The organism is Mucilaginibacter gossypiicola, assembly GCF_900110105.1.
GTDB classification, from domain to species: domain Bacteria; phylum Bacteroidota; class Bacteroidia; order Sphingobacteriales; family Sphingobacteriaceae; genus Mucilaginibacter; species Mucilaginibacter gossypiicola.
In genome coordinates this window covers 1-23,468 of the sequence record NZ_FOCL01000022.1, presented here as the reverse complement: position 1 = coordinate 23,468, position 23,468 = coordinate 1, and the positions used below count along the sequence as shown (strand labels likewise).

Sequence of the window (23,468 nt, the reverse complement as noted above, 5' to 3'; positions counted from 1 at the left end):
CTTTTAATACCAAAAATATCATATGAAATGTGCATTAGTAACCGGCGGCTCAAGAGGAATTGGCAGGGCCATTTGCTACAAAATGGCCGCTATGGGTTATTATGTACTCATTAACTATAAAGGCAACATTGATGAAGCAAACAACACCCTCGCTCAGATCAAAACCAACGGCGGCGATGGCGAACTATTGCAATTTAATGTAGCCGATAAAAACGATATCCAGCAAAAATTAGGTGGCTGGATAGAAACCAATACCGAAAAGTACATTGAAGTTTTGATAAACAATGCCGGCGTTAAAGACGATGGCCTAATGATGTGGATGACGGATCAGCAATGGGATGGCGTGCTGAACACCAGCTTGAGCGGATTCTTTTACGTTACCCGTTTAGTGCTTAACAGTATGCTGGTAAAAAAATACGGCCGCATTGTTAACGTGGTTTCGCTTTCAGGCTTGAAAGGTTTGCCGGGGCAGGTAAATTATTCGGCGGCCAAAGCCGGGGTTATTGGTGCTACTAAGGCCCTTGCCCAGGAAGTTGGCAGGCGCGGGATAACGGTTAATGCCGTGGCCCCGGGTTTTATCGCTACCGATATGACTGCCGGTCTTGATGAAAAGGAATTGAAAGCGATGGTACCGCTAAAAAGGTTCGGCACCCCAGAAGAGGTTGCTCATGCTGTAGGCTTTCTGGCCTCGCCGGAGGCGGCTTATATTACGGCAGAGGTGCTTTCGATAAACGGCGGATTGTATTCCTAAACCTATCGCCGCCGATCGGCTCCAGCCGAGTGGCAACTATCAAGCGGCCTCTGGCCGCCGAAACGAAAATATAAGCTTGCGCTCGTTTGCAACGAGCGCTTAAACTGGGATAGCGTTTACAACGCGATACGGGCGATACAATCGCCAAACCATATTAAGCACACGTTGCAAACGTGCGCAAGAAGAAAAGCGAAACGCAACTCCCCTCTCGAGAGGGGGCGCGGAGGAATGAGCAAAAGCAGGGGTGTGTTATGCAAGCGATGTGCAAAAGCAGAAACACACCCCTCCACCCCTCTCAAGAGGGGAATCGCACATTCCTCCACTCGAAAAGGAAGAAAACAGTAACAAACACAAGAGTATTTAACTCTTAATATAAACTTAATTATAAGCTATTAAGATACAGGTATTTTAAAGGCCGAAATTTGAAACATTAAAGAACCGATATACATACAAAAACCATAAAGTTCTATTTTTTTGTATTTTTATCACATTTTGTTGACTATGTACTATCAGTTTTTGCTCAGATATGAATAGGGTTGTGATAACAGGGATGGGGATCTATTCGTGTATTGGGAAAAATCTTGATGAAGTTAAGGAATCCCTTTATACCGGCAGGTCGGGCATTGTATACGATGCTATCCGTAAAGATTTTGGTTACCGTTCAGGCCTTACCGGTGCGGTTGAAAAGCCAAACCTTAAAGGCACACTTGATCGCCGGGCGCGCATTATGCTGCCCGAGCAGGGTGAATATGCGTACATAGCCACTGTAGAGGCATTGCAGCAGGCCGGTATTGGTGCTGATTATATTGCCCAAACCGATGTGGGCATTCTATACGGTAACGACAGTACAGCCAAAGCCGTTATCGAAACTACTGACATTATCCGCGAGAAAAAAGACACCATGCTCATTGGTTCGGGGGCGGTTTTTCAAACCATGAACTCCACTGTTACCATGAACCTGGCTACCATATTCAAGCTTCGGGGTGTTAACTTCACTATCAGCGCGGCTTGCGCCAGCGGTTCTCACTCCATAGGTATGGGTTACCACCTGATTAAAAGCGGCATGCAGGATTGCATCATTTGCGGTGGTGCGCAGGAACTGAGCCATTATTCAATGGGCAGTTTTGATGCGCTTTCGGCTTTTTCAGTACATGAAGCTGATCCGGCTAAAGCCTCCCGCCCATTCGATCGCGACCGCGATGGACTGGTTCCAAGCGGCGGTGCAGCTACCGTGATATTGGAAAGTTTGGATTCGGCGCTGAAAAGAGGCGCGACTATTTTGGGCGAGGTTGTTGGTTACGGCTTTTCTTCAAACGGAGGGCATATCTCAAACCCAACGGTTGAAGGCCCGGTGCGTTCACTTAATATGGCGCTTAAAGATGCGGGGATACAAGCATCCGAAATTGATTATATCAATGCCCACGCTACCTCTACCCCTGCCGGTGATGCCAGCGAGGCTAAAGCTATTGATGAGGTTTTTGGCGATTATAAGCCGCTCGTAAGCTCAACCAAATCCATGACCGGCCATGAATGCTGGATGGCAGGCGCGAGCGAGATCGTTTACTCTATGCTGATGATGCAAAACTCGTTTGTGGCACCCAACATTAATTTTGAAAACCCTGACGAAGATTCGGCAAAGCTTAACATCGCTACCGAAACCGTCGAGAAAAATATAGATACATTCCTGTCAAACTCGTTTGGGTTTGGCGGCACCAATTCGTCCCTGATTATTAAAAAATATATTTAAACTAAGCCGTTATGCAAATTGAAGAGATCATTGAAAAAATCAACAGCTTCCTGGCCGAAGAATTTGAGGTTGATGCAGATAAAATGGTACCCACAGCAAACCTGAAAGAAACCCTTGATTTGGATAGCCTTGATTATATCGACCTTGTTGTAGTAATTGAAAGCAACTTTGGGTTTAAAGTAAAACCCGAGGATTTTACGGGCATCGTTACCTTCCAGGATTTTTACGATTACGTACTATCGCGCGTACAACCTAAGGAGCTTGCATAATGCCCGCCTGGCAGGGAAAATCTAAAGGCAATACCCTTGGCTACCGCATTTTTGTAAGCGTTTTAAAAACAGCTGGCGTAAGGCCGGCTTATTTTATGCTGAGGTTTGTTGCGCTTTACTATTTCTTGTTTTCGTGGCAAACATCTAAGGGCACTTACTATTATTTTCATAAGCGGCTCGGTTTCGGCAAGGTAAAATCCATATTCAAGCTCTATCGTAATTACTACCTTTTCGGGCAAAGTATTATTGATAAGGTGGTGATCATGTCGGGCATCCCCAACAAATTCACCTTTAATTTTGACGGGATAGATAACCTAAGGCAAATTGCCGCTATGAATAAGGGCGGCTTACTGCTCAGCTCGCACATTGGCAGTTGGGAAATTGCAGGCGAACTGCTCGATCATATCAATACCCGCATCAATATTGTAATGTTTGATGGCGAGGACAAACAGATTAAGCAGTACATGGAGTCGGTAACGGGTGAGCGGAAAATAAATATCATTGTGATCAAAAATGATCTGTCGCATATCTTTCAGATCAACGCAGCTTTCCAGAACAATGAACTGGTTTGCATGCATGCCGACAGGTACATTGAGGGCAATAAAACCATAACAAGGGAGTTTTTAGGTGAGGATGCAAAATTCCCGGCAGGGCCCTTTGTAATGGCCGAAAAATTTAAAGTGCCGGTAACATTTGTTTATGCACTTAAGGAGAGCGCCCTCCACTACCATTTCTTCGCCAGCCCGATAAAAGATTATTCGGACTTAGGCAGAGGCAAGGGCATGGAACAACTGGCAGACGATTTTATCAGCAGCTTTGAAAACAAAGTTAAAACGTACCCCGAACAGTGGTACAACTATTATAATTTTTGGCAATGACCTTACCTACACAGGATGTTTTAGCATTAATACCCCAGCGCCCGCCGTTTGTAATGGTTGACACACTGGTGTCCTCATCTGATGGTACCACGTTGACTACATTGTTGATACAAGCCGATAATGTTTTGGTAAGCGATGGCAAGTTAAGCGAGGCCGGACTGGTGGAGAACATTGCTCAAACAGCCGCGGCAGGTGCAGGATATACCGTTCAGCAATTGGGTACACCTGTGCAGCCAGGCTTTATTGGCGCAGTAAAAAACCTGGAAGTATTTGCCTTGCCAAAAGTTGGTGACACTATTGAAACCGAAGTAAAAATTGAGAACCAGGTTTTCGATGTTACCATCATCAAAGGAAAAATTACCTGCAAGGGCAATATATTGGCCCAATGCGAAATGAAAATATTTATACAACCCCAACAATAATATCAACCATGAAAAAAACCACAATTAAACTGAGTTTACTGATACTTTTATTAACCGCTTGTTTAAAACCGGCAACAGCCCAAACCAAGGCAGAAGTATTCGACAAAAAAACACCGATAACCTGGTTAGGTATGGATTTTTCGCAAATGAAATTCATCGGCTCGGAAGCTGCTTACAGAGGCGAGGTGATTAATGCCGAATTTGTTGGCAAATACATTCCGGCCTGGGCTAATTTCTTCATCATCGAACCAAAAAAATACAACCCGGCCAAAGCAGTTCACCGTGATAGCGTTCATTTTGCCATGAATGTTACCGAAAAAATAAACAACGCGCTTACCAAAAATTTCTTCGATACCAACCCTAACGATTTCAAGGTGCTCACCGAAAAAGATATTGACGCACTGGTTAAAAACTACGATTTCATGGGTAACAAAGGCATCGGCATGTTGCTTATTGTTGAAGGGATGGACAAAGGCCGTAAAGAAGCCGGAGCCTGGGTAACTTTCGTTAACATGAACGATAAAACTGTATTGTATACCATTTTCCGTACCGGCAAAAGCTTCGGTTTTGGATTTAAAAACTACTGGGCTCACCCATGGTACGTGATCCTGAAAGATTTTGGTTCGGATTTCGATCTTTTCAAAAAATATTAAGCCCCTAAGGTTTTGCAGCAATCGTTAACAAGTACTATTGAAATTGAAGTTAAATTCAGCGATGTAGATATGCTGGGCGTGGTTTGGCATGGCAACTACATCCGTTATTTTGAGGATGGACGCGAGGCATTTGGCAAGCAATATGGCCTGGGTTATATGGACGTGTATAACGCCGGCTATGTTGTGCCCATAGTTAATGTAAACTGTGATTATAAACGTTTTTTAAGATATGAGGATAAGGTGATCATCGAAACCACCTACACTCCTACCGAATCGGCCAAGATCAATTTCACGTACCGGTTGCTCAACGCCCAAACCGGCGAGCTCATTGTTAAAGGCTCAACAGTACAGGTGTTTGTACGCCGTGATAATTTTGAACTCCAACTTACCAACCCGGATTTTTTTGTGGATTGGAAGCAACAACAAGGTTTAATATAACAGAACGCCGTGATGAAGAAGGTTTACCTTGTTGCCGATAATATTACCTCGCCCCTGGGCGCTACAACTGCGCAAAACTTTGAGCACCTGGTTAACGACGTTACGGGCGTGAGGCAACACAATGACAAAGCCATATCTGACGAGCGTTTTTTCGCATCGTTATTTGAAAAAGGATATTTTCAAACTGATAAGTGCTGGACAAAATTCGAGCACCTCGTCATCGCTTCGTTAACCGAAATCTTGTATGGAGTTGATAAAAATATATCCGACAAAAAAACTGTCCTGATCATTTCTACCACTAAAGGTAATATCAGCCTGTTAGAAACTGAAGAGCCAAGCCCGGAATTAGATGCGCGCATAGCCCTGCATACTTCAGCAAAAAAAATAGCCCGGCATTTTGGTTTTGTAAACGAACCTTTAGTTATTTCGCATGCCTGCATCTCGGGTTTAGCTGCCATGATTACCGGGATGCGGTTAATCCAATCCGGGCAATACGACCATGTTGTTGTTGCCGGGGCCGATGTGATCTCAAAATTTGTATTATCTGGTTTTCAATCTTTCCAGGCTGTTAGTCCTGGCTTGTGCAAGCCATTTGATGCTAACCGCGACGGTATCAATTTAGGCGAGGGCGCAGCTACTGTTATTCTATCGGCAGAAAAAACTGACGGAGAAACTATTGAATTGGCTTCGGGAGCAGTAAGTAATGATGCTAACCATATTTCAGGGCCATCACGCACCGGCGAAGAACTTTACTTTGCCATTGACAAAACCATGAAGGGCGCAGGGTTACAAGCCGGGGATATCGATTTTATATCTGCTCACGGAACCGCGACCATTTATAACGACGAAATGGAAGCAAAAGCTGTAACGCTGGCGGGTTTGCAGGATGTTCCACTGAACAGTCTCAAAGGCTTTTACGGGCATACTTTGGGTGCTTCGGGGCTAATAGAAGCTATCGTTTCCGCACAATCACTTAAGCAAAACATAATTATTCCAACAAAAGGCTTTAGCAAACAGGGCGATGCAAACCGGGTGAATGTCTGCAGCCAATTGATATCAAAACCGCTAAATAGTTGTCTCAAAATAGCATCGGGCTTTGGAGGATGCAACGCGGCTATTATTTTAACCAAATCACAACAGGATATTTCATAACATGAATACAGAACAGGTAGACGTATTGGTAATAGGTGCCGGTCCGGCAGGAACCGTAGCCGCATCCATTGTACACCAGGCAGGCTTTAAGGTGAAAATTGTAGAGAAACAGCTTTTCCCCCGCTTTGTAATTGGCGAAAGCCTGTTGCCGCGCTGCATGGAAGCATTGGCAGAGGCTGGATTTGTGGACGCGGTAAGCGAAAAAGGCTTTCAACAAAAAGCGGGCGCCAAGTTTGTGAAAGATGGCAAGATCTGCGATTATCAATTTGCCGATCAGTTTACCCCCGGCTGGAACTGGACCTGGCAGGTTCCCCGTGCCGATTTCGATAAAACATTGGCCAATACCGTTGAGCAGATGGGTGTCCCTGTACATTACGAAACCACGGTTACCAACATCGTTTTCAATGGTCAAAACTCGGTAACTACAGTGGAGGATAAAGACGGTAAGAAAACCGAAATTGCTGCCCGTTTTATCATCGATGGCAGTGGCTACGGCCGGGTGATTCCCAAACTGTTTAATCTCGACAGGCCATCAACACAAGTTCCGCGCAAGGCGCTTTTTGTACATACCGTTGATAAAAAACGTTCTATGGCCGATGAGCCCAACCGCATAACCATTGTTGTGCATCAGCCCGGCGTTTGGATCTGGATCATTCCTTTTGCCAATGGCATTACCTCGTTGGGCTTTGTGGGCAACCCGGAGTTTTTTAAACAATACGAGGGAACCGACGAAGAAATTTTGCGCGGACTGATCGCGTCGCAACCATATTTTGCTGAACGTTTTGAAGGTGTCGAGTTTGCCTTTGCGCCAAGGGTGCTGGAGTCATGGTCGGCCACTGCTGATAAGTTTTATGGCGATGGCTTTGTGCTTACCGGTAACGTAACAGAATTCCTTGATCCGATATTTTCATCGGGCGTAACGCTGGCTACGGTATCGAGCCAAACTGCTGCCAAACTGGTGATCCGCAAATTGAACGGCGAAACCGTGGACTGGGATAAAGAATATATGCAACACATGATGCAGGGTGTAAACACCTTCCGCTCATATGTTACCTCATGGTATGAGGGTGTTTTGGATACCATATTTTTTGCCGATAACCAGGATCCGCTTGTTAAAAGCCAAATCTGCTCGGTATTGGCGGGTTACGTTTGGGATCTGGACAATCCCTACGTAAAAAACCATGAAACAGCATTACATAAACTGGCGCGAACCATTACTTTAAGGGATATGGTAGCGGCGGATAAGAGCTAAAAGCGGAATGCTTAAAGCTAAAAGCTTGATTTTATACAATTGAACCATCAATATTACATATCAGCTCATTGCAGCATCAGCAACAACATTGTTCGTTATAATAACGAGGTGGTGTTTGGGGGTATGGAGACTGATATTCCCGGTTTTTTGCTGTCGGTTTACCAGCATCTTGGGGTAAAATACCCTAAGTTTTATAAAATGGATAACCTGGCCAAACTGGGCTGGCTGGCCACCGAGGTTTTGCTGAAAGATTTCGACAAGGCTAAATATCAGCCGACCGACATCGGCGTGGTATTAACCAACGCAGGTTCGAGCCTTGATGCCGATAAGCGGTATTATGAGTCGGTGCAGGACATAGCAAGTCCGGCGTTGTTTGTGTACACGCTGCCCAATATTGTTATTGGCGAGATCTGTATCCGTCATCATTTTAAAGGCGAAAACGCTTTTTATATTTTTGACGGTTTTAATGCCGATTTCGTCAACAACTATGTTTCCATTTTATTGGAGACAGGACAATTACAAGCCTGCATTTGCGGCTGGGTGGAAATGGCGGCGACAGGCTATAAAGCTGTTTTGTTTTTGGTGGAAAAAGACAAAAAGGAAAATGCTATACTTTTCGACGCGGCAGGTATAGAAAAGCGTTTCATTGCCGTTGGTTTTAACCAACGGTAGTAAAAACTAAGAGGTTCTGGCTTTAGCCCAATTATTGAATAGGGGATTTAGGCTAAAGCCCTTTTGTTCCGGATGAATATTCCGTTGGTTAAAACCAACGGCAATGAATTTTAATAATAGATAATACTAACAACGAAGTCTGATGGACTTCACCAACAAAAAATATTAATAAAATTTACAGCCCTACTCAAACCCTCCCCGGAAGGGAGAGCGTTTAAAAAGACTTTTTTTAAAGTCTCCCCCCATCGGGGGAGATTTAGAGGGGGGATTATAAAATTAAGCAAATGGATAAATTAATGGCCGATCTGAAAGAGCAGATCATTGAGCAGTTGAACTTACAGGATGTGAAACCGGAAGATATCGGTGATGATCAGCCGCTTTTTGGTGATGGTCTGGGCTTGGATTCGATAGACGCGTTGGAGCTCATTGTGTTGTTACAGCAGAAATACAAGGTAAAACTTTCCAATGCGGAGGACGGCCCGAAGATCTTCCGCTCGGTACGCACTATTGCCGAATTTATTGAAAGTAACAAGATCCCAAACGCTTAAAAGATGGATCAACCTGTTTTTATAGCCGGCCTGGGGGTAATTTCGGCCATAGGTAACACTGTGGCCCAAAACCGGCTGTCGCTTGAACAGGAAAAAACGGGCATCGCCCCTATCCAATACCTGGATACCGAACACCGGGATGAATTTCCAGTTGGAGAGGTTAAGCTCAGTAATGATGAGCTTGCCGGGCTATCGGGATTTAAACGAGGTATCAGTCGCACAGCTATGCTGAGTTTAATTGCGGCGCGGGAGGCTTTAACAGATACCGGAATTACCAATCTTGCAGGTTTAAGAACAGGCTTTATCTCGGCCAATACCGTTGGCGGCATGGATAAAACCGAAAATTTTTTCAGAGATTTTTTAAGCGACAATACCAAAGGCAGATTGCGCAACGTGGTTAACCACGAGTGTGGCGCCATCACCAATTTAGTTGCAGATCAGTTAGGGATCCGGCATTATGTCGGCACCATCAGCACGGCCTGTTCATCATCGGCCAACGCTATCATGTATGGAGCAAGGCTCATCAAAAACAATATGCTCGATGTGGTAATAGCCGGAGGTACCGATGCCTTAACCCGCTTTACGCTAAATGGCTTTAATACCCTCATGATACTGGATAAACAACCCTGCCAGCCTTTTGATGCCAACCGCCGCGGCCTTAACCTTGGCGAAGGGGCCGGTTACGTTGTATTGGTTTCTAAACGGATAGTTTCTGCACTTAAAAAAGAGCTGTATTGCTCGTTAAGCGGTTACCACAATACCAACGACGCCTATCATCAAACGGCATCATCTCCCGAAGGAACAGGATCGTTACTGGCCATGGAGGGGGCACTTAAAAAAAGTGGCTTGCAGACGGCCGACATCGGTTATATAAATCTACACGGTACAGGCACACAAAATAATGATAGCTCGGAGGGGGCAGCTATCGGCAAGTTATTTGCCGGGTATTCTCCCAAAATGAGTTCTACCAAAGCTTTTACCGGGCATACCCTTGGGGCAAGTGGTGGCATTGAAGCCGTATTTTCGGCATTGGCTGTACAGCGTGGTTTGTTATATCCCAATCTGAGATTTGAAAAGCAGATGGAAGGTTTTCCATTTACGCCGGAAACCCGCTTTTCAATGCAGCCGGAGATCAAACATGTGTTATCCAACTCGTTCGGGTTTGGCGGCAATTGTTCATCATTAATATTTTCAAAACTATAGGCGATGTACATCAAAGCAGCAAGCAACATATCGCCTCAAAACACATTCGGTAATCAGCCTTATCTTTCGGAGCTGGCCGAATACACCGGCGAACAGCTAACGTGTATCGAACCGGAGTATAAAACTCTGATTGATCCCAAACTCATCCGCCGCATGAGCCGCATCATTAAAATGGGAGTAGCGACAGGGATGGATTGCCTTCACCAGGCGGGGATCAATGCGCCGGATGCCATCATTACCGGAACCGCTTACGGCTGCTTAGCGGATACCAACACTTTTCTTAGTAAAATGGTGCAGCAAAACGAGGACGCACTTTCCCCTACCCCGTTTATCCAATCCACCCATAACACTATCAGTGCGCAGATAGCGCTGTTGCTTCAATGCCATCAATACAACAATACATTCGTGAACGGCGGCGCTTCGTTTGAAAACGCCCTGCTTGATGCCATGATGCTTTTGTATGAGGGGACTGCAGCTAATGTACTGGTTGGAGGTATTGACGAAATCACGGCTAACAGCCATGCTATTTTAAAACGGATGGGCTTATATCGCAGGTTCCCGGTATCAAACTTTGAATTGCTTAACATTCCGGGTGAAGGGACAATGGCAGGTGAAGGGGCGGCATTTTTTATGTTAAGCCAGGAAGCATCAGGTAATGATTGGGCTAAAATTGAAGGGGTATCCAGCTTTTACAAACCGCGCAGCATAGCCGAAATACAACAGCATATCAACACCTTTTTGTTAACCCGGCATATCGATATTAACGAAATTGACCTGGTGATAACAGGCAATAACGGGGATTTAAAAAACGACACAGTTTACGGTCAATTGCAGCAATATGATTTTGCCAATATTCCTGCCATCAACTACAAGGCTCTGTGCGGTGAATACCCAACCTCATCTGCATTTGCAATGTGGCTGGCTGCCCATGAAATTAAAAACGGTGTTTGTTCATTTGTGCCGCAGAGCAACCAAATTCCGTTAAAAAAAGTGTTGATCTACAATCACTACCAAAATATTCACCATTCGTTAATCCTGCTCTCGGCATGTTAAACTTCAGGAACACCAATATCCTTTTTGTTGGGTTGCTGGGGTTAGTAATCTGGCAGCATATTACAGATGGGGTATCATTGTGGAGTTACCTGGCACTTATTGTTATTTACTCGCTGATATTATTTTACGGTTGCTATTATATCGGCTCCAATTTTTTTATGCGGGTGGTTTGCTCGCTCAAAACTAGTAAAAAAGTTATAGCCATTACTTTCGACGACGGGCCAAACGCAGCTACGCCTCAAATACTGGATATTTTAAAACAGCATAACGCCCAGGCAGCATTTTTCTGCATCGGCAACCGGATTGCAGGTAATGAGGCAACCCTAAAGCTCATTCATGAACAGGGGCACATTATCGGTAACCACAGTTTTTCGCATCATTTTTGGTTCGATCTGTTTTCATCGGCCAAAATGCTTGATGATATCCTTAAGGCAAACCAATTGGTAAGGCAAACCATCAATTTAAGTCCGCAGTTATTCAGGCCGCCTTACGGGGTGATCAATCCCAATTTGAAAAAGGCCATTGTAAAAAGCAGGATGGTACCGATAGGCTGGAGCGTACGCTCGATGGATACTGTTATTAAAGACAATCAAAAACTGTTAAGTAAGATAACCCGCCGGTTAAACCCCGGCGCTATTTTCCTGTTTCATGATACAGGGGCCGCAACAATTTCGGTTTTACCCCTGTTTATTGAACAGGCTAAAGCACAGGGATACGAAATAGTGCGACTGGATAAAATGCTAAATTTACAGGCTTATGCGTAAAGTAATAACGACACTAAACTCCCCTCTTGAGAGGGGGCGCGATGGCAATGAGCGTTGGCAGGGGTGTGTTTCTGCGATTGGCTTATCAAAGCATAAACACACCCCTCCCCCCCTCTCAAGAGGGGATTCGCGCGGGCCCTTGCTTTTCAAATTCGTAATGATTTTGATGGTGATTACTTGCTCGTCTATCACTGCCCATGCCCAGCATGCAGGCTACACCCAACTATCCGATCTTACCAAATTCAAACAGCAATTTGCCGAAGTTGCTGCAAAAACAAACAGCATTAAAAGTGATTTCACACAGGATAAAAACCTGAGCATGCTATCAGAAAAAATCACCTCGAAAGGAAAATTCTGGTACCGCAAGCCAAATATGCTGCGAATGGAATATACCCAACCCTTTAGCTACCTCATGATCCTGAACAAGGATAATGTGTATATCAAGGACGGCCAAAAGGAAAACAAAGTATCCACCCGCTCCAACAAAGTATTCAAGCAAATCAACAAAATTGTGGTGGACTGCATCCAGGGAACAGCCCTTAACAGTGGCGATTTTAAGTCGGCTGTTTATGAAAACAAGGGCACATACCTCGTTTCGCTTTCTCCGGTTAACAAGCAGCTGAGCGATTTTTTTAAAACCATTGAGATCACCGTAGATAAGAAAGATTATTCCGTAAACACCATTGAAATGCTGGAAGGATCTGGCGATAGTACCACTTTGCATTTTACTAATAAAGAGATCAATGCCAATATCCCGGACGCGCTTTTTGCTATTAAGTAGCTGCCTGTTCATCCTGACCAGCTGCACTTCGGTTTACAAAAGCCTGAAACCGGCCGAAGGTAACGTACGCGAAATCAAAAAATTCGCGCCGGATTTTACCAATGTACTTTATAAAACCGAGGTTGATGTAATTGGCGGCCATCATTTAAGCGGCCTGCTGCTGATCAAAACCCTGCCCGATAAAAGCGTGCGTATGGTGTTCAGCAATGAGATGGGGTTCAAATTCTTTGATTTTGAGTTTAAACCCGACGGTAGCTTTAAGGTATATTACATCATTAAGCAAATGGATAAGCGCCCGGTGATCATCACCCTGCAAAAAGATTTTGAACTGGTGATGATGCGTAAACAAAACCCGGAAACGGGCTATATGCGCCAGGATGATAGCTTCCTGTATTATGTTTTTCCGCAGGAAAAAGGTGCCAATTACTATATTACCAACAAGGCCGGAACAGAGCTGATCCGCATGGAGCGCTCGTCGGACCGCAAGCCGGTAGTGCAGGCCATAATGCATGATTTTCACAATGGCATTCCTGATACTATTGGCATCAGCCATAAAAATTTCAAATTCAATATCGGCCTCAAACGTCTTAAACGATAATGCTCAAGGATACTTTTTTTACTTTCAGCCCTCCTGAAATTGATGGTAGTTTGCTTAAAACCACCATTACCCTTAACCCGGCGCATGATATTTTCAAAGGGCATTTTCCGGGCAACCCTATTGTGCCCGGCGTATGTATGATGCAAATGATCAAAGAGGTTCTTGAAGATCATCTGGATAAAAAACTACAACTGGTTAAGGCTGATAATATTAAGTTTTTATCTTTTGTCAATCCTAATCAACACCTACAGGTTCGATTGGAGGTTAAGCTGGGTATGGTTGAGGAACAGGTTAAGATAGATGCACAACTGGTAAATGAAGGAATTGTGTTTTTGAAGTTTAAGGGGGTGTTTAAATAAAAATGTCATTGCGAGGAGCTGCAGGGCCGAAGCGCTGGGCGCGACGTGGCAATCTCGTAGCTGTGCATAAACACCTTAATGACATGGTTATAAATATGGTTATAAATATGGTTATTAAAAAAGCCCCTGGTTCACCATAACCAAGGGCTCATCAATCACACCCAATCCTTTATCTAATATTTTAATTCTGCACAACCGCCTTCGCGCTTTTTCCCAGCCTTATAGCTGCCAATAAATAATAAAAAGCGCCAAAGGCAGAATATCCTGCCAAATTCACAATCCCCATGTTGGGCGAATGTGCCATGGCTATAAATGATACACCTGCAAGCATTGACTGGCCGCCGCTTAATATCATTGGCCATTGGCCGCCAAACTCTTTCCGCCTTTTTAAGCCCAATACCAATTGGATCAGTCCGGTTAATAACGCCCAGGCACCAAATACAATCAATGCTGCAGGCACGCCTTTAGTTATAGCAAAAGCTACCGCCAGGGTTGTAATAACACTAATAGCAACGTTTACATATTGAGGTGTTACAGATGTACCGTTGCCCTGGTTAGCGCGGATATCGAGGAAAGTGCCAACAACATCCCACAATGGATAGATCACAAGCAGAATGGTAGCTGCCGTAAATGAAGTTTTAGCTAATAAGGATACCAATACTACCCAGGAAACCGAAAATGCTACTCTTATAAAATATAGTTTGCGCAATGCAGCGGCGGTATTAGCCACGGCTGAAGTTTCTATGATTAATGTTTTATTTGCTGACATGACTTTAAATTTTTATTTCGTTTTGTTTGATGAAGCAAAGTTGCGCACAAAACAAGCCGGCAATTTTCACTTAGGTGAAAACCGCGATGGGCATTTGTCAGCAGAGTTTCGTTTTTAGGGCTTTTGCTGCGATAGCCGCTTTTTGATGCGGGTGAGCGATGGGTTTTTGATGCCCAGGTAAGATGAAATATGATACGCAGGGATACGGCTTACAATATTGGGGTGCTGGGTTATCATTTTTAAATAACGTTCTTCGGCCGTATTGAACAAAAACTCCTCGGTGCGGGCTTGCGACTGGTTAAAAAACAGCTCGGCAATGAGGCGACCAAAACGTTGCCAGCCGGTTGGCGTGCCATACAGATATTGAAGATCGGTGTAATTGATAGATATGATCTCGGCATCTTCCATGGCCTGGATAAAATAAGCACATGGATACTGATTTATAAAACTTCGGAACGACACCAGGAACTGTCGCTCGGAGAAAAAGTAGATATTCTTTTCTTCCTGCGTTTCGGGATGTACATAGTAGATGCGGAACAGCCCCCTGGTGATCAGCGCAAGATCGGTACATACAATGTTTTGCATGTTAAAGAAATCGCTTTTGGCTATTTTACGGGTTCGCCAGTAAGGCAGACTAACGTTGACATCGTTGGCCGAGAGGTCGGCAAACTTGCCAAGCAAATCGTTCAATACTTCCTGTTTTGATTCCATACTGTTAACAAAGCGTAATCAATTCAAATATCGGCACAAAAAACCACACCAATTTTCACCTGGGTTAATAATATCAGGTTTTATTTTCTTATTTTACAATCAAACTAAATTGAACAAAAAACAATCACCCAATCAATCAACATCATGAAGAATATAAATACATCTCCCCATGTTAGTGAGTTTGATAGAGATAACCCTCTTCCTGGCAGCCATTATCCTGGCGGTGTCGGGCCCACAAAAAAGTAAAAAGAAAGGCAGTAACATTAACCCTGACGCGCATTTGCGTTCTGAATATTATGTTACCGAAAACGGGGGATTGGAACACGTAAAAAGCGAAGTCTAATACCAGCCCAGTCTCCGGAGCCGCATCCGAAAATAAAATAGAACCGTCGCTAAACAATTAGCGGCGGTTTTTTATTTATTTTACAAACATTATAAACCCCAACCTGCTCCTGGTTTGAAACATATTTACAACGTTCTGTTTTTCAGTTTAATTTATAGCAGCCTGTTTGCCCAGGTAAAAGTTACCGGTAAAGTAACCGGCGTTTCCCAAAATCCAGTAGCCTTTGCCGTTGTTAATCTGCAACAGCAAAACTCCGAGCAAACCCGGGCGGTGCAAACCGATTCGGCTGGCATATTCAGTTTTACAGCTGTTGATAAAGGCTACTACAGCCTAACTGTCACTTATACCGGCTACCAAACAAGCCTGCTTAAATTAAGCCTTCAGCATGATACCACCTTATCCGTTACCCTTATGGATAACACCACGCAACTGAATGAGGTAAAAGTAACCGCGAGTAAAGCTTCTATTGAAAATAAAAGCGATAAACTGGTTTACAACGTATCCACAAGTGCAACATCAGCCGGGGCCGATGCGCTTACGGTTATTGGCAGGGTGCCAGGCATAAAGGTTGGCGATAACGACCTCAGCATTGTTGGCAAAGGTAGCATCAAGGTAATGGTAAATGAAAGGCTGGTTCAACTGGCAGGTACCGATCTGCTCCGCTATCTGCGGTCGCTATCGGCAAGCCAGGTTGGCACTATTGAAGTTATTAAAAACCCCGGAGCTGCCTATGACGCCGAAGGGAACGCAGGGCTTATCAATATAACTTTAAAACACAGTAAAAAGCAAGGCTATTCGGGCAGTATACAAGTCAATCAAAAGCAATGGTTGCACAGCCCGGCCTCCGTTTATGGTACCAGTAACTATTGGTGGCTTAATGCAAGCGGCGATATCAACTATAACACGGCCAAACTATCGGCCTATGCCAGTGTAAACGTTGATCATGATCATGAATTGGAAGGCTTTGAAACTGATATTTACTATCCTAAGCAAACCTGGCTGCAAACCGATACGGGTAATTACCGCTACCATAATTTAAATTTCGTTGCCGGTGCCGATTATAGGTTCAGCCCAAAAGTAACTGCCGGGGTAAATTATCAGGGCGGGAAAAACACTTATGACGGATCGGATCATGTAAACAATCCAATCGTTAATAACAGCACCGGAGGCATCGATTCCACCCTGAAAACTTATGCCACTTATCATCCCGTAGCTATCAGCAATGCGGTTAACCTGCACGGCACTATCAGCCTGGATACCTCCGGCGCAAAACTGGTGCTTAACGCCGATTATTTTAACTATTACCGAACGGACCGGTCGGACTTTGAAAGCAACACCTACCTTACCGATGGCTCATTAAATGCCGCCAGCCGTAATCGTTATCATGATACCAATAAACAGGATATCAACATTTATACTTTTAAAGCAGATGCTATAGTCCCTACCAAATACGCCCGTTTTGCTTTTGGCGGTAAACTAAGTTTTATCAACAATTACAGCAATGCTTTTTATTTTAAGAAGACGGCCAACGACTCGCTAAAGTATGATCCGAACCTGAGCAATGAATTTACTTATACCGAAAACACCCAATCTGTTTATGGCAGTATCAACCGCGAGGATGGCAAATGGAAATACCAGGCAGGCCTGCGGGTTGAACGTACCGAAACCAAAGGCTTTTCGCATACCCTCAATGAAACCACTATCAACAATTACACCAGGCTGTTCCCTTCTGCAACGGTAAGTTACCAGGCAGCAGTTGATCACAGCTTATCGCTCAATTTTGGAAGGCGGATTAACAGGCCTACTTTTTGGAACCTTAATCCATTCAAAAGTCTGTTTACAGCTTATAGCTATGGCGAGGGCAACCCTTACCTCCAGCCTGAGTACAACACCAATTTTGAGATAGCGGATACTTACAAAAACCGGCTTACATCAGCCATATTTTTAAATGTAACGAACAATGGTTTTAATAATGTAACTATAGCCCGACCGGATACCAACCTGGTTTATACCACGCCGCTCAACTTTATTAAAGCTTACCGGGTGGGCATTTCCGAAAATTATTCGATGCAATTGCTGAGCTGGCTTGATAATAACAACCAGTTCACCTTTTATCATACCGATGCCAAATCGGCCATCAGCGCGATAAAGGGCATCAGCGGGTTCGGGGCTTATATCGCTACCAATAACAATATTTATTTCAATGCCGATAAATCCTTTTCGGGAGCGGTAAATTTCTGGTACCAGTTCCCGGAGATAGATCACATTGGCCGAAGTGATGCTTATTATAAACTCGACCTCGGCCTTAAAGCATCCGTTTTAAAGAAGAAAGTAGATGTTTCATTTGTGATGAACGATGTTTTCAGAAGCAGCGCATCGGCAGTAACCACGGTGGTAAATGGGGTAAGGCAAAAATACACCAACTTCCAGATCAACAGGTATGCCCTGGTGGGCATCAGCTATCGCTTTGGTAACAGCCAGGCTAAAGCGGAGAAACAGGATACGGGCAACCAGGATGAGAAAGGCAGGATTCATTAAAAGCAAAAAGGGAACTCCTGCGGGCTCCCTTTAAACAATCACAAAGCAAAAGCAAGGTTACATTTTACCCGAGCTGTCTTTGCCCATTTTACCTTTACCCATTTTACTTTTGGACATTTTATCGTGGCTCATTTTGTCCGAACCCATCTTGTCTTTTGACATTTTATCTGCGCCCATTTTGTCTGATGCCATTTTATCATGGCTCATCTTATCCGAACCCATTTTATCATGGCTCATTTTATCTTTACTCATCTTATCCTTTTTCATTTTGCCGGTATCGCTAAGTAAAACGGTATTGTGCAAAGGAGCCGGTGTTTTTGCCTGTACATTAACCGTAAGGCCTGCGATAGCAAAAATGGCGATAAGGGCGCCTGAAATGATTGATCTGGTTTTCATGTTTGATTTTTTTAAGTTGTTTGCCCCTTTGTCGTGCCGGGCAATGAAACCTTACAAAGTATTTTCATTTTGTTTTCGGTAGATACCTATTCGCCTCATTTCAAAAAATTTCATGAAATTCGGCCACACTAAAACTATTTTATGCAGATCAGCGAAGCGCAACAACTGGTAGATAACTGGATAAAAACAATGGGAATCCGGTATTTTAACGAGCTTACCAACACCGCCATTTTAATGGAAGAAGTTGGCGAAGTAGCCCGCATTATGGCCCGACAGTATGGCGAGCAATCGTTTAAAAAATCGGATACCGAGGTTAATCTTGCTGATGAAATGGCCGATGTACTTTTTGTGCTCATTTGCCTGGCAAACCAAACCGGCATCGACCTTACCGAAGCCCTGGAAAAAAACATGCAGAAGAAAAGTATTCGTGACGCCGAACGGCATAAAAACAATGAAAAATTGAAATAAATAAAATTTAATTTTATTTATTTCAATTAAACAGAATTAAATTCCTTAAAAATCAAGTTAAATACAATTAAATAAGGCAACAAGCGTTTAATCTAAAACAATTAAACAGCCTTATTATGAAAACCTATTTTTTTCTGTCGATTAGTTTTTTGCTCGTACTTACCTCATGCAAGCATGATACAGAACAAAAAGCAAGGATACAAGATGTTGTGTTATCCCCTGCTCCTGTCGCGGAGGAAAAAAGCATAGCAGCAGCCGATCAACTGGAAGATGCCGGTACTGCTAATAAACCACCGGCACCTAACCCCTCTATTACCAACACCGCCAAAAAGATCATCAAGGAAGGCGATATCCGTTTTGAAACCGGCGATCCGAAGGCAGCCAGGCAAAACATTGTCTCTTCTCTGAAAAAGTTAGGCGGTTATCTCGCCGAAGAAAATGAAACCAACAGCGGCGAAACCAATCAGAAAGAGTATAGCCTCAAAATCAGGATACCCTCCAAAAATTTTGATGCTTTTTTAAGCACCTTAACTTCCAGTACTGATCATATCGACTCAAAGAATATCCACATCCGTGATGTAACCACGCAGTTTATCGACGTTCGTGCCGAGATCAGTAATAACAAACAGTTAGAACAACGTTACTTGCAGCTGGCTGCAAAAGCCACCAAAATGACCGACCTGCTGGCGATAGAAGATAAGCTGGCCAGTATCCGTACAACAATTGATTCGGCGCAGGGGCAACTTAACTACCTGAGCAGCCAGGTTAGTTACAGTTCGCTTGATATAAGCTTTTATACCCGGCACCCCGGCGAAGTAAACACCGGCAACGGTTTCGCCTATAAATTTAAAACCGCACTTGGCGAGGGTTGGGAAGTTGTACAAAACCTGTTTTTCGCACTTATAGCATTGTGGCCTTTAATGATGGGTACCATCATCTTTCTGCTATTAATCAGGCGTTGGAAAAGGCGTAGAAAAGCAAATATTACAAGTTAGGTATAAAAATTATCGCAAAAGTTAATTTAGCATTGAAATTATAAAAACCGAAAGTGATAAAAGGTATTACTTTATGAAGATTTAATTTTAAGAGTAGGATTCTTATTAAATTAATTAATAAATGCTTGACAAGTAGAAATTTAAGAACTACTTTTAAGCACCTAATTGATTGATCATGATCCGTGTACGGTCTAAAGTTGTACTGTTGGTTGCACCACATGTAGTTGGCCTTGATGTATTGCCCAATAACAAGGTTTTCAAGCATATTTCACTTTCCGCAGCCATCTTTCCGGCAATACATGATATCAAACCCAATCTGTTAATTCTCGATTACGATTACCTTGTTCAGGATATAGAAAAGATCCTTCGTCGCTTAAGCTCAAACCCTGCGTATAAAAGCATTAAGATTTGCTGTTATAAAAATAAATGGCACTCCAAAATTGATCCATTTTTGAAAACATTAGGCGTTGACCATATTTTTTATGCAGAAGATATGAAAGCCGAAGCCACCAGAAAAAGCGTATTTGACGCTATCGGTAATGTTATTATGGACGGGACGTTTTTTAATTTATTGAAACCGGTTCATTAAGGCCGTTTACCCGACATGTCATTGCGAGCGCAGCGTGGCAATCGCACGGAAGCAGAGCGGCTCTGTATAGCATGCGATTGCCACGCTGCGCTCGCAATGACATAGTTTTATATTGGCTTGATCAGAACTTCTTCTTGCTTCCTGCCTCTTGTCATCCTGATTTCTTTCTCGTCTTGCTTCTCGCCCGCTTAAATCACCACCTCTCCTTCAAAAACCTTTACGGCAGGACCTTCTAAAAAGATATCGGTAAAAGCTTTGCCATCGTAATCAAAACGAATGTTGAGATTTCCGCCTAATACTTTTATAGGGGTAGTTATATGCCCTGTTTGCTCATTGTGTTGCGCCATAGCCAGGGCAACAGCCGTTACTCCTGTACCGCAGGCAAAGGTTTCATCCTCCACCCCGCGTTCAAAGGTGCGTACAAAATAGCCTTCTTCCATAGGTTCAACAAAATTCACATTGATCCCATTTTTCCGGTAAGTAGCATTATTACGGATAGCATGCCCTTCCTGGTAAACGTTGCGCTGCTCAAGCCCATCAACCAATTTTACGTAGTGCGGCGAACCGGTGTTAAGCACATAGGCTTCAGCATCTTTGCTAACATCATTTACATCTATCATTTGCAGGCTCACCCAATCACCCTCGTCTGAAATTTTGGCATAATGCGGGCCATCAACGGCCAAAAATTCCGTTTCGGATTCAATAACGCCTAAAAATTTGGCAAAAGCTACAATGCAGCGCCCACCATTGCCGCACATACTGCTGGGCTGGCCGTCGGCATTATAATAAACCATCTCAAAATCGTACCCTTCTTTGTTTTGCAGCAGCATAAGGCCATCGCCCCCAATACCGAAACGGCGATCGCAAAGGCCCGAAATCAGCTTAGGATTATGATGATCAACGCTATTATCGCGGTTATCAATCAAAATAAAATCATTTCCGGCACCCTGGTACTTATAAAAATGTAACTTCACTGTATAATGCTGTTTAATGTCAGCGTTTTAGTATTAGCAAAACCCATGCTAACAATCAAAAACGCCAACGATGATCTATTTAACAAATTTTAACATAAAACGGAATAACTTATCATTGATTATCTCGTCTATATGGTATTAAATTTGATCTGTAAAATAAGTAAACTTAATAATAAGAAAGGCAAATAATAAATGAAAAAGATAGGTTTAACACTATTAACCGCTTTTGTTGGGGGTGCGATGGCCTTAGGCGTGTACAAGGTTATCGAAAATAAGTACTCAGACAACATGAGCTTTGAGGACAAACAAAAAGTATATTTTACAAGTAATCCGTCGGCTCCGGTTTCATCAACCGGCGATCTGGATTTTACCCAGGCAGCAGCCGTAGCTACCCCTGCGGTGGTTTACATCCGCACTACTTACAGCAGTAAGGCCAGTGGCGGTGGCGGCCAGGATCAGCTGGAGCAAATGTTTGGCGATATGTTTGGTCAGCGAGCACGTCCGCAGGGGCCTCAAATGGCATCAGGCTCAGGCGTTATCATTTCGCCCGATGGTTATATTGTAACCAACAACCACGTGGTTGAAAAGGCCGATAAAATCACCGTTGCCACTAATGACCACCATACTTACAGCGCCAAAGTTATCGGTACCGACCCAAGCACCGACCTGGCCCTGATCAAAGTTAGCGCTACCAACCTGCCTATTGTTAAATTAGGCAACAGCGATGAGGCTAAAGTTGGCGAGTGGGTGTTAGCTGTAGGCAACCCTTTTAACTTAACATCAACCGTAACAGCGGGTATCATCAGTGCCAAAGGCCGTAATATCGGTATCATTGGCAGCGAAGATAATTCGGACGAAAACCCGTTCGGGCGTACCCGTCAGCAAACTGCACCTAAATTGAACAAAGCTATCGAGTCGTTCATTCAAACCGATGCAGCCATTAACCCTGGTAACAGCGGTGGTGCATTGGTTAACACCCGTGGCGAGCTGATAGGCATTAACGCCGCAATCGCTTCACACACCGGCTCGTACGAAGGTTATGGTTTCGCCATTCCGGTTAACCTGGCTAAAAAAGTATTGAACGATATCAAAAAGTTCGGTACCGTAAAACGTGGCTTTGTAGGAGTTACTTTCACCGAACTTAACCCGGATGTAGCCCAGAAACTTGACGTAACAACCACCAATGGTTTATATGTTAACGACCTGGTACCGGGCGGTGGCGCAGAGCAGGCAGGTTTACGCAAAGGCGATATCATTGTTAAGGTTGAAGGCAACCCGGTTTATGAATCATCAGATTTGCAGGAACGTGTAGGCCGTTTACAGCCCGGCGATAAGATCAACGTTACTGTGCTGCGCGATGGTAAGGATAAAGATTTCGCGGTAACGCTTAAAGGCGATGCCGTAGCACCATCAAACCGTACCGCAGCCTCAAAATCGGCCGAAGAGCTGTTTAACAAATTGGGCGCAAGTTTCCACGCTTTAACCCCTGCCGAAAAAGCCAAGCTGCATGTTAACGGCGGTGTACTGGTAACCCAGGTACGTGAAGGCGGTTTATTTGACGCTGCCGAAATTCCGGAAGGCGTAGTGATCACCAGCATCAATAAAATAGCGATCAGCAATATTGATGACATTGACAGGGCAATTGTAAAACCGATACAAGGCAACATTATTATTGCCGGTATCTACCCTGATGGTTCGCACTTCAGCAGCGCATTCCCGGCTCAATAAGCTTTTTTTAAGTGATTTTTATATGGAAGCCCTGATCTTTTTTAGATCGGGGCTTTCTTTTTGGGTTTATAAAAAGCACCAGCCTTGCGCGATTCCCCTCTTGAGAGAGTAATAGCCCATCATTAGACAAAGGTCAAACTTCGTTGAATCAATAATGCGAAGTTTGATTTATTTGTCCTGTTATTGTATTTAAAGGTAAACTCATCGAGATACGCTTGCAGATGCTCAGAAGACACTTTATGGTATTGGCCATATATTCCACGTTTTAGGAGAGTCCAAAAGCCTTCAAGAGTATTTGTATGGTATTCTCCTTTGACGTACTCTTCTTTCTCTTTATTTAGAACGTGGTGCTCCTGATGTAATTTATCCAATCCCCTATAAGCTCCAAAGCCATCTGTTACTACTTTTGCATCAGCA

Annotated in this window: 28 protein-coding genes; 23 read left to right on the top strand and 5 right to left on the bottom strand. The window is 43.8% G+C overall.

Going from position 1 to position 23,468, the window contains the following annotated elements:
- Positions 1 to 22: 22 nt before the first annotated feature.
- From fabG to BMX50_RS33690, 17 genes are all read left to right on the top strand, one after another.
- Positions 23 to 751, top strand: coding sequence for a flexirubin biosynthesis SDR family reductase FlxB (fabG, locus tag BMX50_RS33770; protein WP_091222642.1), 729 nt, complete (start codon positions 23 to 25; stop codon positions 749 to 751).
- Between the two features lie 526 nt (positions 752 to 1,277).
- Positions 1,278 to 2,498, top strand: a complete 1,221-nt coding sequence (locus BMX50_RS33765; protein WP_091222637.1) for a beta-ketoacyl-[acyl-carrier-protein] synthase family protein — start codon at positions 1,278 to 1,280, stop codon at positions 2,496 to 2,498.
- Between the two features lie 11 nt (positions 2,499 to 2,509).
- Positions 2,510 to 2,767, top strand: coding sequence for an acyl carrier protein (locus BMX50_RS33760; protein ID WP_091222634.1), 258 nt, complete (start codon positions 2,510 to 2,512; stop codon positions 2,765 to 2,767).
- Positions 2,767 to 3,645: an LpxL/LpxP family acyltransferase gene (locus BMX50_RS33755; RefSeq protein ID WP_091222630.1), complete on the top strand. Its 879-nt coding sequence runs from the start codon at positions 2,767 to 2,769 to the stop codon at positions 3,643 to 3,645. The genes BMX50_RS33760 and BMX50_RS33755 overlap by 1 nt, the downstream gene beginning before the upstream one ends.
- On the top strand, positions 3,642 to 4,067 hold the full coding sequence (locus tag BMX50_RS33750) for a hotdog family protein (protein ID WP_091222627.1): 426 nt from the start codon (positions 3,642 to 3,644) through the stop codon (positions 4,065 to 4,067). The genes BMX50_RS33755 and BMX50_RS33750 overlap by 4 nt, the downstream gene beginning before the upstream one ends.
- Positions 4,068 to 4,075: 8 nt before the next feature.
- On the top strand, positions 4,076 to 4,720 hold the full coding sequence (locus tag BMX50_RS33745) for a hypothetical protein (RefSeq protein ID WP_091222624.1): 645 nt from the start codon (positions 4,076 to 4,078) through the stop codon (positions 4,718 to 4,720).
- A 12-nt stretch (positions 4,721 to 4,732) separates the two neighbouring features.
- A complete protein-coding gene (locus tag BMX50_RS33740; RefSeq protein WP_208864859.1) occupies positions 4,733 to 5,158 on the top strand; it encodes an acyl-CoA thioesterase in 426 nt (141 codons plus the stop codon).
- Between the two features lie 12 nt (positions 5,159 to 5,170).
- The gene (locus tag BMX50_RS33735) at positions 5,171 to 6,310 is read left to right on the top strand and encodes a beta-ketoacyl synthase N-terminal-like domain-containing protein (protein WP_091222621.1); all 1,140 of its coding nucleotides are present in this window, start codon (positions 5,171 to 5,173) and stop codon (positions 6,308 to 6,310) included.
- A gap of 1 nt (position 6,311) precedes the next feature.
- Positions 6,312 to 7,562 carry an NAD(P)/FAD-dependent oxidoreductase gene (locus tag BMX50_RS33730; protein WP_091222618.1) on the top strand — a complete coding sequence of 417 codons (1,251 nt, stop codon included), beginning with the start codon at positions 6,312 to 6,314 and terminating at the stop codon, positions 7,560 to 7,562.
- Positions 7,563 to 7,601: 39 nt separating this feature from the next.
- Entirely contained in the window at positions 7,602 to 8,234 is a 633-nt protein-coding gene (locus BMX50_RS33725; RefSeq protein ID WP_091222615.1) for a hypothetical protein, read from the top strand.
- 284 nt (positions 8,235 to 8,518) lie between these two features.
- A complete protein-coding gene (locus tag BMX50_RS33720; RefSeq protein WP_091222612.1) occupies positions 8,519 to 8,782 on the top strand; it encodes a phosphopantetheine-binding protein in 264 nt (87 codons plus the stop codon).
- A 3-nt stretch (positions 8,783 to 8,785) separates the two neighbouring features.
- On the top strand, positions 8,786 to 9,985 hold the full coding sequence (locus BMX50_RS33715; RefSeq protein WP_091222608.1) for a beta-ketoacyl-[acyl-carrier-protein] synthase family protein: 1,200 nt from the start codon (positions 8,786 to 8,788) through the stop codon (positions 9,983 to 9,985).
- Between the two features lie 3 nt (positions 9,986 to 9,988).
- Positions 9,989 to 11,038, top strand: a complete 1,050-nt coding sequence (locus BMX50_RS33710; protein ID WP_091222604.1) for a beta-ketoacyl synthase chain length factor — start codon at positions 9,989 to 9,991, stop codon at positions 11,036 to 11,038.
- Positions 11,032 to 11,802: a polysaccharide deacetylase family protein gene (locus tag BMX50_RS33705; protein WP_091222601.1), complete on the top strand. Its 771-nt coding sequence runs from the start codon at positions 11,032 to 11,034 to the stop codon at positions 11,800 to 11,802. Before BMX50_RS33710 ends, BMX50_RS33705 begins: the two co-directional genes overlap by 7 nt.
- Before the next feature lie 166 nt (positions 11,803 to 11,968).
- Entirely contained in the window at positions 11,969 to 12,583 is a 615-nt protein-coding gene (locus BMX50_RS33700; protein WP_208864858.1) for a flexirubin biosynthesis/transport protein LolA2, read from the top strand.
- Positions 12,546 to 13,181 carry a flexirubin biosynthesis protein LolB2 gene (locus tag BMX50_RS33695; protein ID WP_091222594.1) on the top strand — a complete coding sequence of 212 codons (636 nt, stop codon included), beginning with the start codon at positions 12,546 to 12,548 and terminating at the stop codon, positions 13,179 to 13,181. Before BMX50_RS33700 ends, BMX50_RS33695 begins: the two co-directional genes overlap by 38 nt.
- On the top strand, positions 13,181 to 13,540 hold the full coding sequence (locus tag BMX50_RS33690; protein WP_091222591.1) for an ApeI family dehydratase: 360 nt from the start codon (positions 13,181 to 13,183) through the stop codon (positions 13,538 to 13,540). The genes BMX50_RS33695 and BMX50_RS33690 overlap by 1 nt, the downstream gene beginning before the upstream one ends.
- Before the next feature lie 181 nt (positions 13,541 to 13,721).
- On the opposite strand, the gene BMX50_RS33685 is transcribed toward BMX50_RS33690, so the two are convergent.
- Positions 13,722 to 14,309, bottom strand: a complete 588-nt coding sequence (locus tag BMX50_RS33685) for a DUF308 domain-containing protein (protein ID WP_091222586.1) — start codon at positions 14,307 to 14,309, stop codon at positions 13,722 to 13,724.
- A 114-nt stretch (positions 14,310 to 14,423) separates the two neighbouring features.
- On the bottom strand, positions 14,424 to 15,020 hold the full coding sequence (locus tag BMX50_RS33680; RefSeq protein WP_091222582.1) for a Crp/Fnr family transcriptional regulator: 597 nt from the start codon (positions 15,018 to 15,020) through the stop codon (positions 14,424 to 14,426).
- A 169-nt stretch (positions 15,021 to 15,189) separates the two neighbouring features.
- On the opposite strand from BMX50_RS33680, the gene BMX50_RS34710 reads away from it, so the two are divergent.
- Both BMX50_RS34710 and BMX50_RS33675 read left to right on the top strand, forming a co-directional pair.
- Entirely contained in the window at positions 15,190 to 15,363 is a 174-nt protein-coding gene (locus BMX50_RS34710; RefSeq protein ID WP_167668176.1) for a hypothetical protein, read from the top strand.
- 114 nt (positions 15,364 to 15,477) lie between these two features.
- Positions 15,478 to 17,901, top strand: coding sequence for an outer membrane beta-barrel family protein (locus BMX50_RS33675; RefSeq protein ID WP_091222578.1), 2,424 nt, complete (start codon positions 15,478 to 15,480; stop codon positions 17,899 to 17,901).
- Positions 17,902 to 17,958: 57 nt separating this feature from the next.
- Here the strand turns inward: BMX50_RS33675 and BMX50_RS33670 are convergent, their stop codons facing one another.
- On the bottom strand, positions 17,959 to 18,297 hold the full coding sequence (locus tag BMX50_RS33670; RefSeq protein ID WP_091222575.1) for a hypothetical protein: 339 nt from the start codon (positions 18,295 to 18,297) through the stop codon (positions 17,959 to 17,961).
- Positions 18,298 to 18,438: 141 nt separating this feature from the next.
- Between BMX50_RS33670 and BMX50_RS33665 the strand changes: the two genes are divergently transcribed.
- The 3 genes from BMX50_RS33665 to BMX50_RS33655 all read left to right on the top strand — a co-directional run bounded on the left by BMX50_RS33665 (position 18,439) and on the right by BMX50_RS33655 (position 20,349).
- Positions 18,439 to 18,765, top strand: coding sequence for a nucleotide pyrophosphohydrolase (locus BMX50_RS33665; RefSeq protein ID WP_091222571.1), 327 nt, complete (start codon positions 18,439 to 18,441; stop codon positions 18,763 to 18,765).
- Positions 18,766 to 18,881: 116 nt separating this feature from the next.
- Positions 18,882 to 19,760: a DUF4349 domain-containing protein gene (locus BMX50_RS33660; protein ID WP_091222567.1), complete on the top strand. Its 879-nt coding sequence runs from the start codon at positions 18,882 to 18,884 to the stop codon at positions 19,758 to 19,760.
- A 175-nt stretch (positions 19,761 to 19,935) separates the two neighbouring features.
- Positions 19,936 to 20,349 carry a hypothetical protein gene (locus BMX50_RS33655; protein WP_091222563.1) on the top strand — a complete coding sequence of 138 codons (414 nt, stop codon included), beginning with the start codon at positions 19,936 to 19,938 and terminating at the stop codon, positions 20,347 to 20,349.
- 188 nt (positions 20,350 to 20,537) lie between these two features.
- Here BMX50_RS33655 and dapF read toward each other — a convergent pair whose 3' ends face one another.
- Positions 20,538 to 21,323 (bottom strand): diaminopimelate epimerase, encoded by a 786-nt coding sequence (gene dapF, locus BMX50_RS33650; protein ID WP_091222560.1) that lies wholly within the window; start codon positions 21,321 to 21,323, stop codon positions 20,538 to 20,540.
- Positions 21,324 to 21,515: 192 nt separating this feature from the next.
- Here dapF and BMX50_RS33645 point away from each other — a divergent pair, with 192 nt between their 5' ends.
- Positions 21,516 to 23,051 (top strand): Do family serine endopeptidase, encoded by a 1,536-nt coding sequence (locus BMX50_RS33645; protein ID WP_091222555.1) that lies wholly within the window; start codon positions 21,516 to 21,518, stop codon positions 23,049 to 23,051.
- 122 nt (positions 23,052 to 23,173) lie between these two features.
- On the opposite strand, the gene BMX50_RS33640 is transcribed toward BMX50_RS33645, so the two are convergent.
- On the bottom strand, positions 23,174 to 23,468 hold a 295-nt coding region (locus BMX50_RS33640; RefSeq protein WP_143065332.1), incomplete at its 5' end, for an IS1595 family transposase.